Genomic DNA, 12199 nt, shown 5'->3' on the forward strand with positions numbered 1-12199 from the left:
TTCGGCGGCGGCGTGGTCAGACGTTCTGCGCGGTGAGGGCGTCGATGGCTGCCTGCAGCTTGGTGGTGGCCTCGTCCGCGACCTCACAGAGGCCCTGCTCCTCGGCCACGGACACCATCAGCGCCGGATTCATCGCGTCGATGATGATCGTGTTCTCGGCGGACGTATCGGCGCGCACCACCACGTTGCAGGGCAGGAGCAAGCCGATCTGCCGGTTCACGTCGACCGCGCGGTGCGCGAGCGGCGGATTACAGGCTCCGAGGATCAGATAGTCCTCCATATCCTCACCGAGCTTCGCCTTCAGGGTGGCTTTCATATCGATCTCGGTGAGCACTCCGAACCCCTGCTCGGCCAGAGCCTGGCGGGTGCGCTCGACGGCGTCATCGAACGAGGTGTGCAAAGTCGTCGACAGTGCGAGCTTCATGATGGTGCTCCCTCGGGGCTGCTTTCCTCTCCCACGATACCCCGCGCGGTAGGCGAAGCATATGGTGCACGAGGCGCCGTGAGACGTTGTGGGCGCAGCGAACGTCCCGCCTCGGCCGGAGGGCCTGACGACAGGGTCCCGATGTATATGCCTGTTGTCCAGTTGTTTTCATTGTGTTCGCGCGAAACCTTCAGTGTCGGTGACACATGCCACAGGGCGACATCCGATTCGGGCGTTTCGCCCGGTCGTCACCGTAAGGTGTCGACATGTCGATCCTCGAGAATGAGAAAGCGCCCCCATCCGCTGCCGTCCCCGGACCGACCCTCGGTGAGAGGTTGCGACGCAACGCCCGGTACGACGTGCCTGCGTCGCTCGTCGTCTTCCTCGTCGCCCTGCCGCTGTCGCTCGGAATCGCCATCGCCTCCGATGCCCCGGTCATGGCGGGCCTCGTCGCCGCGATCGTCGGCGGCGTGGTGGCCGGATCGATCGGCGGATCACCCCTTCAGGTCAGCGGTCCGGCGGCCGGATTGACCGTCGTAGTAGCAGAATTGGTAGGTACCTTCGGGTGGCGCGCCACCTGTGCCATCACCGTCGCGGCCGGATTCCTGCAGATCATCTTCGGGCTCAGTCGAATTGCGCGAGCTGCCTTGGCGATCGCCCCCGTCGTGGTTCATGCAATGCTGGCCGGGATCGGAATCACCATCGCTTTTCAGCAGATTCACGTTCTCCTCGGAGGTGGATCACACAGCTCGACGTGGGCCAACATCACGCAGCTTCCGTCTCAGCTCGCATCCGTACGATACGGCGAGGTTCTCATCGGATCGGCCGTGATCGCCATCCTGTTGCTGTGGAAGAAGGTGCCACGCAAGTTCGGCATGCTCCCCGGACCGCTCGTCGCGGTTGCGGTGGCCACCCTTGCCTCACTGGTTCTTCCGCTCGACGTCGATCGAATCACGTTGGACGGCTCGTTGTTCGACGCGCTGTCGCGCCCTGCGATGCCACAAGGCCCGTGGCTGGCGGTGGCAACCGGTGTGCTCACGGTGGCGCTGATCGCCAGTGTCGAGAGCCTGCTCTCCGCAGTCGCGGTGGACAAGATGCACGGCGGCGAAAGAACCGAATTCAACCGGGAACTCGTCGGCCAGGGATCGGCCAACATGGTTTCGGGGCTGATCGGCGGATTGCCGGTCACCGGTGTGATCGTGCGGAGTTCCACCAACGTCGCGGCGGGTGCCCGAACCCGGGCGTCCGCGGTACTGCACGGAGTGTGGATTCTCGTCTTCGCTGCGCTGCTGACCGCGCTGGTCCAGCAGATCCCGATGGCCGCGCTCGCCGGACTGCTCATCGTGATCGGCATCCAGCTCGTCAAGCTCGCCGACCTGCGCACGGCCCGGCGCACCGGCGACCTGTGGGTGTACGGGTTCACCGTGGCGGGTGTCGTCTTCCTCAACCTGCTCGAGGGAGTGCTCCTGGGCCTGGCTCTCGCCGTGATCCTGCTGCTGTGGCGGGTCATCCACCCGAAGATGCGCGCGGAGCCCATCGGTGGTTCCGAATCCGAGGACTCCGGTCGGTGGCGCGTGACCGTCGAGGGGTCATGCAGCTTCCTGTCCATGCCTGCATTGACCGGGCTGCTCGCGAAGGTGCCCGACGGTGCGCACGTCACCGTGGAACTGGCCGTCGACTTTCTGGACCACGCCATGTTCGAGGCGATCGACGAGTGGAAGCGGCACCATGAGCGGTCGGGTGGAATTGTGGTGATCGATGCTCTCGGCACCGTCGACATGGACTCCGTCGGTGACGCGCCTCCACAGCGCGGGGTCGGAGTGGCGAGCGCCCGGAGGTTTGCCCCCTGGAAAAGCTGGCAGCCGCGGCACTCTCGGGCAGACGACTCCACGCCGGTCGCCCTGCGCCCACTGCTGGCGGGAGTGGCCGAGTACCACCGGCGCAACGCCGCGCACCTACAGTCGCACCTCGACGACCTGAAGGACGGTCAGAGCCCCGATTCGCTGTTCCTCACCTGTTCCGATTCCCGCATCGTGCCCAACGTGATCACCAGCAGCGGTCCGGGCGATCTCTTCACGGTGCGCAATGTCGGCAATCTCGTCCCGGTGGGCCGACAGGACGTGTCGGTCGAAGCCGGGCTGACGTTCGCATTGGAGGAACTGGGCGTCAGCTCCGTCATCGTGTGCGGCCACTCGGGTTGCGGCGCCATGAAAGCTGTACTCGGACAGGGAGGACAACGAGACGATCACTCCCTCACCGAGCAGGGACCCGTCGAGCAGTGGCTGACGTTCGCGCAGCCGAGCCACAAGGCGCTCCTCAGTGGTCATCCGGTGGCACGTGCGGCTGAGGAACTCGGCTTCGACGAAGTGGACCGGTTGGGCATGGTCAACGTCGCGGTACAGCTACAGACCCTGCAACGGCATCCGGTGGTCGGCGCAGCAGCGGCCGAGGGACGAGTGCGCGTGGCGGGAATGTTCTTCGACATCCCTTCTGCACGCGTACTCGAAATCACCTCGACCGGTGTGTCCTATCTGGACACTGTGCCCAGCTGACTCAGAGCAGGTGGACCTTCTTGTATAGCCGCTTGGACGGGCCGCCGACGAGGCCGACGCTGTCGAGGAACTGCATCAGCTTTGAACCGGACGTGCGGACGGTGTCCTTGTAATGCTGGTTCCGCTTGGCCTCCGCGATGGCGCGCTCCGGATCGAGGCCGGCATTCGAGTACACCTCTTTGCGGATCATGCTCTTCATGACGAAGTAGACGACGACGGCCGTGTTGAGGCGCTCCAGCTGCAGTCGTGCCCAGCTGGCGCCCTCGATGCGTCGTCCGACTTCCTCACGTGCGAAGCGGATGTGTCGAGCTTCCTCGAGGACGTGGATCTTGCTCACCGTCCGAGTGACGGGCTGGACCCGCTCGTCCTTCATGAAGTCGCGCTGCATCATGTCGAGGATCTCCTCGGCGGCCATCACGCTGGCGTACGCATTGGCGCCCTTGAAGAAGCCACCCCAGATACGTCCGAGCTTGTGGATCACGGGGTGCGGGCCGTAACTCGGCATGTCGAGGCGTTCGCCGGCGCGAGCGAACATCACCGAGTGGCGGCACTCGTCGGCCACCTCGGTGAGAGCGAACTGGACGTGCCGGGAGTGCTTGTCGCGCCCGTACACGTCGCGGAGCAGCATCTGCATCAACAGGATCTCGAACCACAACCCGACGCTCGAGACGCTCGCCGCCTCGTGCTTGGTGAGCTCGATTTTCTGCGCGTCGGTCATCTCGTCCCACAGCGCGGTGCCGTACAGGGTGCTCCACTCGGGCGTGAGCCCGAACTTGTCGTCGGGAATGGGTGCTTCCCAGTCGACCTCCACCATCGGGTCGTAGGACTTCCGGGCCGAGGACGCCAGCAGGCGCTGAGCGGTCTCTTCGCGGTCGGAGACGACAATCGATGCGGTCATGACTACCCCTTGATCAGTGGCCGGTGCGGTCAATTAAGTGTGACAGCGTGTTACTGATACTGAACGATACAATGACTGGGGTCACAAGGGCAACGTTCATTCAGTCGATGTCGGCCGTTCTCTCGGCGGCATCCCGCTCGGCTGCATCGACGCGAACCGACGGGTGTCGGCGACCGGGCGCCCAGACCCCGAGGAGGAGCGCGGAGGCGAACAACACTCCGGCCAGGACGACTGAGGCCTCGTCCATTCCCTTCAGGAATGCGTCGCGCGCGAACGTCGCCAGCTGCTCTCCCTGTGGGCCGGCCAATTCCGCGACGTGCAGTGCCGCAGCCAGTGAGCCGGAGACCGGTTCCTTCGCTTGTTCGGGAAGTGCGTCGACCGCCGGCTGGACGTTCCGGCTGTAGCCGGTGGCGAGGATGCTGCCCGCCAGGGCCACTCCGATGGCCGACCCGATCTCCCGGGCGGCGTCGTTGACTGCAGAGGCGACGCCCTGCTTGGCGTCTGGAGTGTTTTGGACGATCGCAGCGGTGGCAGGTGCGGTGCACAGCCCGATGCCCAAGGCGGCGACGATGAGGGGGAAGGACACGTCCAGATAGCTCGAATCCGCATCCAGGCGAACCAGCAGGAAGATTCCCGCGCCGAGGATGGCGGTGCCGGCCGCCAGGAGTGGCCGGAGCCCGACGTGCGGGACGACCAGCGGCATAACGGCAGACATCACGACGACCGGCACCGCAATGGGAGCGAGCGCCAGCGCGGACTGCAGGGGCGAGTAGTCCAGCACCAACTGCAGGTACTGGATCGCCAGGAAGAAGAGCCCGAGGGTGGCGAGAAACTGCAGGAGCAGTGACATCGACCCCGACCCGAAGGCGCGATTGCCGAACAACCGCACGTCGAGAAGGGGATGTTGTCGGCGGAGTTCCACCCAGGCGAAGACGCCGGCGGCGACGAGTCCGCCGACGAGCAGAATCAGGACGACAGGATCCAGCCAGCCCCGATGTGGGGCCTCGATGGTGCCGAAGACGAACATGCCTACGGCGGTCACGATCAATGCGGTGCCGGGCAGGTCGAGCGGAGAATGGCTCGCGTCCCTGGACGAGGGAATGGTGAAGCTGACGAGCAGGATGAGCCCGGACACCACCGCGAGGCTGACGAAGATCGCCATCCACGACCACTTTTCGAGAAGTGCGCCGGACACCAGCATTCCGGCGATGGCACCCGAACCGGCCACGCCGGACCAGATGCCCACGGCCCGCCCGCGCTGCGACGGCGGAAAACCCGCTGTGAGCAGCGACAGCGTCGCGGGCATCACAAAGGCTGCCCCCACTCCCGCAGCGACTCGCGATCCGATGATCCACTCAGGCGCGTCGTTGATGAGGGGCACGGCGGTGGCGGCGCCGAAAACGAGCAGTCCCACCATGAGGAGTTCCCGCCGGCCGTACCGATCCCCGAGCGCGCCTGCGGGCAGGAGTAGGGCCGCGAGCGTCAGGGTGTAGCCGTCAACGATCCAGGTGAGCTGACTCTGGGTGGCCCCGGTGTCGCGTGCCAGGTCCGGCAATGCCGTGTTCAGCGCCGCCATCGCTGCGACGACGAGCGCGACCGCGCAGCAGGAAACCACCAGCATCCATATCTGCCGGAACGTCCATCCAGTCGTGTCCGGTTGGTCGGCCTGTGCCTGTGGTGCCTCGTTGCGAGGATGCACGGTGGTCCTCCCGATAGGAAATGAGACTGTCAGTATCGTTGGTAGACTGTTAGTTCACAAGTGGTGACCACGGCGAGAACGGCGGCGCAGATGACCGAGCAGGATCCCCGCAAGCAGCGTTCCCGCGCGAGGCTTCTCGACGCAGCGACGACCTTGCTCGCCAAGGGCGGTACGGAAGCCGTCACCATCGATGCCGTGACCGCACTGGCGAAAGTGGCGCGTGCCACGCTGTACCGGCATTTCGGCAACGGCACAGAATTGGTGGCCGCTGCATTCGGACGACTCATTCCACCCGCTCCGACCGTGTCCGAGGAGGGCGATCTCCGGGACCAGCTGGTCGAGTTGATGGTCAGTCAGGCCACCCTGATCGAGAGCGCGCCGATGCACGTCACCGCGATGTGCTGGCTGGGAATGGGCCCCGCGCTGGAGGACTATTCCAGTGCCGCTGCGCTGGAGTCCGACAAGCCGGAACTGCGCACGCTGAGGCAGACGATCGTGGAACAGTACCGGGCGGCGTTCGACCGGATCTTCGGGACGCCGGAGGCCGCCGAGCAGCTCGGTGAGTTCGACTACGACCTCGCGCTCGCGCAACTGGTCGGCCCACTCGTCTTCACCCGCCTCGCGACGCTGACCCCGCTGGGTCGGGAGGCCTGCGAACGGATAGTCGACGACTTCCTGGCCGCGCGGGCCGCGCAGGTCGCGTCGCGGCCGTCGCCGGTGATTGCCGAGGTTCCGCCAGCTCGGGCTCTGTGACGTCGACAGCTCGGGACCGCCTCGTTACCGTGGCACCTGCGCCCGGCACCCAATTGCCGGTCGTGTCGACAAGATGATGTGGGAAGGGCTTTCTCGATGATCACTGAAGCACTCAACTGGATCCTCGGTGCGTGGGGCGGGGTAGCCGCAGGAAGCAGTGGATACTCCATTCCGCCGGGAACCCTGCCCTTCGGAAGCTGACACCAGAGAATTAGCCTTCGCGGTCTCGTCGCAGCACGTACTGCTCGAGCCGCCGTATGCCCCGGACCCGTCGTGGTCGTAGCTGCTTGAGATAGCAGCCGGGGGTGTCGGCCAGTGCGCCGGCGAGCTCGTCGTCGATCAGCACCGTGCCGGGACGTGCCGAACTTGTCAGTCTCGCCGCGGTGTTGACGACGGAGCCGTAGAGATCCCCGAATCGTACGAGAGCGGGTCCCATCGCGAGGCCCACCCGGAGATTCGGGTCGCCCTCGTCGGGGAGTACCTGTTCCTGAAGAGTGAAGGCGATGGCGGCGGCGTCGGCCGGCGACTCGACCGCGAACATCACCTCGTCGCCCACGGTTTTCACCACCCAGCCGTGGTGTCCGCTGATCACGGACGCCGAAGCCGACTCGAACCGTTCCAGCAGGTCGGCGAGATCCCGCGCGCCCAATTGGCGGGTGAGTGAGGTGTACCCGACGATATCCGCGAAGCCGACGACCAGGGTGCGGCTCGCCACTTCCTCGCCCGGGTTGCCGACGTTGCGGCCCGTCGTGGACGCGATGTGCCGTCGCCACACGTAAGCCTGCAGCGACTCGACCGCGGGGAGGATGTCGGCGGTCAGTTCGCGCACCTGCCGCCGGATCGCTTCCGGGTCACTATCGGTGGAGCCGGCGAGCTGTTCGATGATGTGGGTGCTGATCAGCGACACCTGCCACTCGGCCAGCCTGGACATCGATTGGCCGAGCGCACGGGCAGCCGCCACTTCGCGGTCCGGCGAGATGATCCCTCGATCGACGAGAGACGCGATGGTGCGCAGGGCTTCGATGTCTCCCTCGGTGAACATCACCCCTTGAGGGTCGGTGTCCACTGCGTAACCCATGGACACCCACAGTCGGTCGGCCCGTTCGACCGATACTCCCGCGAACTCGGCGATCTCCAGCCGGGTGTATCGCCGAGGGCCACCGAGCAGCGACTCCTCCAGGTCGGCCTGGATGTCGCGGAGCAGGCTCGGCTCGACCTCCGGAACCGTCTCCGTCTCGTCGTCATTGGTGTCCGCGACCACTGCTGTCCTCTCGCGCGCTCATCCCTTGCCTTCGATCTGCTCTCAATCTGCCATTGTGCGGGCCTGCCCGGTGCGGAAACGTCGGTGGTGTGTGCGAGAGTTGCTGGGCTCACGAGCCCGTTCGCGAGATCACCCCAGAAAGGACAGCGCCATGCCGCCCCGTAGACGTTCCGGTGCAGCCGCCACACCGGATCACCTGACAGCGGAGAATCTCGAGACCCTCGCTGCCGCGATCGCGGAGGGCAGACGCGCCACCGTGTATCTCCGCGAGGCGATGCCGAGTCTTCGTCTCGAAGCAGGCGCGTCGGCGAGAGCTCTTTCGGTGCAGGGTAATACGGTGATGATTCGGCCCAAGGGTGTCGACGACGAGCTTCCGTTCGAAGCGGAGGAGCTCATGATGAAACGTCTTCCGGCTCCGAAGACCGCAGCCGCGATCGCACCCGCAAAGCCCGTTGTCCACCAGGAGATCGAGCCCGGTCCGCCCGCCGCCGCCAAGGCTCCGGCGCCGAGCACCGTGTCGGCGACCGAGCCCGTCGCTGCCGCACCGAAACCCGCCGCGACGCCCGCGAAACGGACAACGAAGAAAGCCCCCGCCGGCGTGAGCGTCACCATCCACGCCGGAGCGGACAACGACTGGAGTGTCACCGTCGCGCACGGGGCCAAACGTCCGGGTAAGGCCGTCCCCGTCTCGCCGGAGGCCGTGGAGCGGGCCGTGCGCGAACTGGGCGAGGAGACGGCGATCGAGGCCGTCGAGTCGATCATCGTTGCGGCGCGCAACCTCGCCGCGGCGCGGGTCGAGGAGCTGAGCAGGCAACTCGAGGACGCCCGGAAGGCGCTGGAGGCGCTCGGCGCCGGGGAGTGAGCTGTGGCGCTCGGCGCCGGGGAGTGAGCTGTGGCGCTCGGCGCCGGGGAGTGAGCTGGCTGGCGGCCGCGATTCTCCGTCGCATTCCCCCACGCGCGCAATGGGCGGGGTGGGATTCTTATGGGGAGACACGCGGCCGTCGGGGCTCATTTTCCGGGAAGGTTCGAACAATGTTGAAACGATTCGCGGCGGTTGTTGCAGCCACGGTGGGAATTCTGGGTTTTCTAGGCAGTGGTATCGCGACGGCCGTGCCCCCGGCGGTCCTCGGGGGTGGGTCGGGGATCGTGGTGAATGACGAGTTGGTGTGCACGCTCACCACGATCGGGAATGACAGCGGCGGTCGCCTGGTCGGTGTGACGGCGGGCCATTGTGGTGATGTCGGTTCCACCGTGGTCTCCGAAGCTGCGTTGGACACCGGAGTGGTGGGCACGTTCGTGAAGTCGAACCCGGCGCTCGACTATGCGGTGATCCAGTTCGATCGGGGGAAGGTGGTGCCGGTCAACCGGGTCGGCAATGTCACCATCACCCAGATCGGTGCCCCGGCCAGCTTCCCGCAGGTCGCATGCAAGGAAGGACGAACCACCGGCAACACCTGCGGAATCGTGTACGGCGACCTGATGCAAACCCAGGAGACGTGGACGCAGGCGTGCGTGGTGGAGGGCGATTCCGGTGCACCGCTGGTCGTCGGTACCACCCTCGTTGCCATGGTGAATGCGTATCTGGCTGCCCCGTGCATCGGCCCGGAGATCGGAACCAACATGTCGGTGATCGTCGGCGACATGAATGCGAGCGGCGGTCCGGGCGCAGGCTTCCGGCCCATTTAGGCGCCTTTGGCGCTCGTGAGTGGTTAACGAGTCTCTGGACTCGTCAACCACTCACGGGCGCGGAGCGCCTAGCCGCAGACAGCGCCGCCGGAAGCGGAGCCGACCAGCTTGGTGTACTTGGCCAGAACGCCACGCGTATAGCGCGGCGGGAGCGGCTCCCACCCGTTCTTCCGAGCGGTGAGTTCGTCTTCATCGACGAGCAGGTCCAGCGTTCCGGTGCCCACATCGAGCCGAATCTGATCGCCGTCGCGAACGAAGGCGATGGGCCCGGCGTCGACTGCCTCGGGTGCGACGTGGCCGACGCACAGGCCGGTGGTGCCGCCGGAGAAGCGGCCGTCGGTGAGGAGCAGCACGTCCTTGCCGAGGCCGGCGCCCTTGATCGCGGCGGTGATGGCCAGCATCTCCCGCATTCCGGGACCGCCCTTGGGTCCCTCGTAGCGGATGACGACCACGTCACCACTGGTGATGGTGCCGTCCTCGAGGGCGTCCATGGCGGCTCGCTCGCGGTCGAAGACGCGGGCAGTGCCGGTGAACACGTCGGAGTCGAAACCCGCCGACTTCACCACGGCACCCCCGGGTGCGAGTGACCCCTTCAGGATCGTGATGCCACCGGTCGGGTGGATCGGTGAACTCATCGCGCGGAGCACCTTGCCGTCCGGGTCCGGAGGCGCGATGTCCGCGAGGTTCTCCGCCATGGTCTTGCCGGTGACCGTCAGGCAGTCGCCGTGGAGGAGTCCGGCGTCGAGGAGTGCCTTCATGACGACGGGAACACCACCGATGTGGTCGACATCCGTCATGACGTGCGAGCCGAACGGTTTGACATCCGCCAGGTGCGGGACACGCGCTCCGACCCGACTGAAGTCGTCGAGGGTCAGTTCGACCCCGGCTTCGTGAGCGATGGCGAGGAGGTGCAGGACGGCGTTGGTGGATCCACCGAACGCCATGACGACGGCGATCGCGTTCTCGAATGCCTCTTTGGTGAGGATGTCGCTGGTGGTGATGCCCCGGCGAAGCAGTTCGACCACCGCTTCGCCGCTGCGCCGGGCGAAGCCGTCGCGGCGGCGGTCCGTCGCCGGGGGAGCGGCGCTGCCGGGAAGGGACATACCCAGTGCTTCCGCGGCACTGGCCATGGTGTTGGCGGTATACATTCCGCCGCAAGCACCTTCGCCGGGACAGATGGCGCGCTCGATGGTGTCGACATCCTCCCGACTCATCAGTCCGCGGGAGCAGGCGCCGACTGCTTCGAACGCGTCGATGATGGTGACCTGTCGTTCGCTGCCGTCGGACAGTTTCGCGATACCGGGCAGGATGGAACCGGCGTAGAGGAAGACGCTGGCCAGGTCGAGCCGTGCGGCGGCCATCAGCATCCCGGGCAGCGATTTGTCGCACCCGGCGAGGAGGACCGAACCGTCGAGGCGCTCGGCCTGCATGACCGTTTCGACGCTGTCGGCGATCACCTCGCGCGACACCAAGGAGAAGTGCATGCCTTCGTGCCCCATGGAGATCCCGTCGGAGACGGAGATGGTGCCGAACTCGAGCGGGTATCCACCGCCGGAATGAACCCCGTCCTTCACCGACTTCGCGAGGCGGTCGAGCGAGAGATTGCAGGGGGTGATTTCGTTCCACGACGATGCGACGCCGATCTGCGATTTCCCCCAGTCGTCGTCGCCCATGCCCACCGCGCGGAGCATTCCGCGGGCTGCGGTCTTCTCCAGTCCGTCGGTGACGTCGCGGCTGCGGGGTTTCGGATCCGAGATTGTCATGAGTCACAGCCTAGGCGTGCGCCGACAGCCCGGTCGCCCGAATCCGGTGGCAGGCCGGAGCTACCCGACCCGCATATCGATCAGCCCGATCCCAGAGGGTGCACGGTGCAACGCAGTCGGTAAAGATGGTCGGCATGAGTAACTCCCTCCCCACCGTGCAACTGTCCGACGGGCTGACCGTGAGTGCGCAGGGATACGGCGCCATGTCCGTCGCCCCGGTGTACGGACCCGTGGATCCCGGTGAAGCCCTCGCGACCCTGCACCATGCAATCGACATCGGTGTGACGTTCATCGATACGGCCGACGTGTACGGCGGAGGTGCCAGTGAGGTGGCGGTGGGCGAGGTCCTGAGGGAGCGCCGCGACGAAGTGCAACTGGCCACCAAGTTCGGTCTCGTGGGCAACATCGCCAACGGTCAGCGCGGCATCAACGGCAAGCCCGAGTACGTGGCGCAGGCGCTCGAGGCTTCGCTGGCCCGGCTCGGTGTCGACCACGTCGACCTCTACTACCTGCACCGCGTCGACCCGACCGTGCCGATCGAGGAGACCGTCGGGGCTATCGCCGAACAGGTCGCCGCAGGCAAGGTCCGGCACATCGGACTGTCCGAGGCCACCGGGGACGAACTGCGGCGAGCGTCGGGAGTGCACCCTATCGCCGCGATCCAGAGCGAGTGGAGCATCTGGAGCCGCGACGTGGAACGGCACGTCGTCCCTGCAGCGGCAGAGCTCGGCATCGGATTCGTCCCGTACTCGCCGGTCGGGCGCGGCTTCCTCACCGGCACCTACGACCCGACCGCCCTGGGCGAGCACGACCTGCGCCGGCGCTTCCCGCGCTTCGGTGACGACGCACTGACCGCGAACTCGAAGGTGCTCGATGTGATTCGCGAGGTGGCCGCCGAACTCGAGGCGACCCCCGCCCAGGTGTCGTTGGCGTGGCTCGACGCGAAAGGACGCGCATTCGGGCTGCCGACGGTGTCCATTCCCGGGACCCGGTTCGCTGCCCGCGTCACCGAGAATGCCGGTGCGCTCGCGCTGACGCTCACCGACGACCAGATCGCCCGTCTCGACCTGCTCGCCGATCTCACCGTCGGCCACCGCTCGGCCGATCCCCAGTGGGTGTCCTTCGGGCGGGAGTAGCGCAACCGGCGGGTAACGGTCGCCGGG

The 12199-nt window shown here is 66.4% G+C and carries 10 protein-coding genes; 5 read left to right on the plus strand and 5 right to left on the minus strand.

Annotation, left to right across the window (positions count from 1 at the left end; translation table 11 throughout):
• Window positions 1–16: 16 nt before the first annotated feature.
• Window positions 17–424 carry a DUF302 domain-containing protein gene (locus JQT59_RS11810; RefSeq protein WP_213576297.1) on the minus strand — a complete coding sequence of 136 codons (408 nt, stop codon included), beginning with the start codon at window positions 422–424 and terminating at the stop codon, window positions 17–19.
• A gap of 266 nt (window positions 425–690) precedes the next feature.
• Between JQT59_RS11810 and JQT59_RS11815 the strand changes: the two genes are divergently transcribed.
• On the plus strand, window positions 691–2976 hold the full coding sequence (locus tag JQT59_RS11815) for a SulP family inorganic anion transporter (protein WP_213576298.1): 2286 nt from the start codon (window positions 691–693) through the stop codon (window positions 2974–2976).
• A 1-nt stretch (window position 2977) separates the two neighbouring features.
• Here JQT59_RS11815 and JQT59_RS11820 read toward each other — a convergent pair whose 3' ends face one another.
• Window positions 2978–3874: an AurF N-oxygenase family protein gene (locus JQT59_RS11820; protein ID WP_109333487.1), complete on the minus strand. Its 897-nt coding sequence runs from the start codon at window positions 3872–3874 to the stop codon at window positions 2978–2980.
• A gap of 100 nt (window positions 3875–3974) precedes the next feature.
• Window positions 3975–5495 (minus strand): MFS transporter, encoded by a 1521-nt coding sequence (locus JQT59_RS11825; RefSeq protein ID WP_213577654.1) that lies wholly within the window; start codon window positions 5493–5495, stop codon window positions 3975–3977.
• Between the two features lie 168 nt (window positions 5496–5663).
• Here JQT59_RS11825 and JQT59_RS11830 point away from each other — a divergent pair, with 168 nt between their 5' ends.
• Window positions 5664–6326: a TetR/AcrR family transcriptional regulator gene (locus tag JQT59_RS11830; RefSeq protein WP_213576299.1), complete on the plus strand. Its 663-nt coding sequence runs from the start codon at window positions 5664–5666 to the stop codon at window positions 6324–6326.
• 211 nt (window positions 6327–6537) lie between these two features.
• Here the strand turns inward: JQT59_RS11830 and JQT59_RS11835 are convergent, their stop codons facing one another.
• Window positions 6538–7587 (minus strand): adenylate/guanylate cyclase domain-containing protein, encoded by a 1050-nt coding sequence (locus JQT59_RS11835; protein WP_213576300.1) that lies wholly within the window; start codon window positions 7585–7587, stop codon window positions 6538–6540.
• 151 nt (window positions 7588–7738) lie between these two features.
• Here JQT59_RS11835 and JQT59_RS11840 point away from each other — a divergent pair, with 151 nt between their 5' ends.
• A complete protein-coding gene (locus JQT59_RS11840) occupies window positions 7739–8449 on the plus strand; it encodes a DUF6319 family protein (protein ID WP_213576301.1) in 711 nt (236 codons plus the stop codon).
• 170 nt (window positions 8450–8619) lie between these two features.
• Entirely contained in the window at window positions 8620–9273 is a 654-nt protein-coding gene (locus tag JQT59_RS11845) for a S1 family peptidase (RefSeq protein ID WP_213576302.1), read from the plus strand.
• 68 nt (window positions 9274–9341) lie between these two features.
• Here the strand turns inward: JQT59_RS11845 and ilvD are convergent, their stop codons facing one another.
• Window positions 9342–11036, minus strand: coding sequence for a dihydroxy-acid dehydratase (gene ilvD, locus JQT59_RS11850; RefSeq protein WP_159923954.1), 1695 nt, complete (start codon window positions 11034–11036; stop codon window positions 9342–9344).
• A gap of 125 nt (window positions 11037–11161) precedes the next feature.
• Between ilvD and JQT59_RS11855 the strand changes: the two genes are divergently transcribed.
• On the plus strand, window positions 11162–12172 hold the full coding sequence (locus JQT59_RS11855) for an aldo/keto reductase (RefSeq protein WP_397517772.1): 1011 nt from the start codon (window positions 11162–11164) through the stop codon (window positions 12170–12172).
• The last annotated feature ends 27 nt before the right edge of the window (window positions 12173–12199 follow it).

The organism is Rhodococcus sp. USK13 (genome assembly GCF_018343855.1).
Lineage (GTDB): Bacteria > Actinomycetota > Actinomycetes > Mycobacteriales > Mycobacteriaceae > Rhodococcus_F > Rhodococcus_F oxybenzonivorans.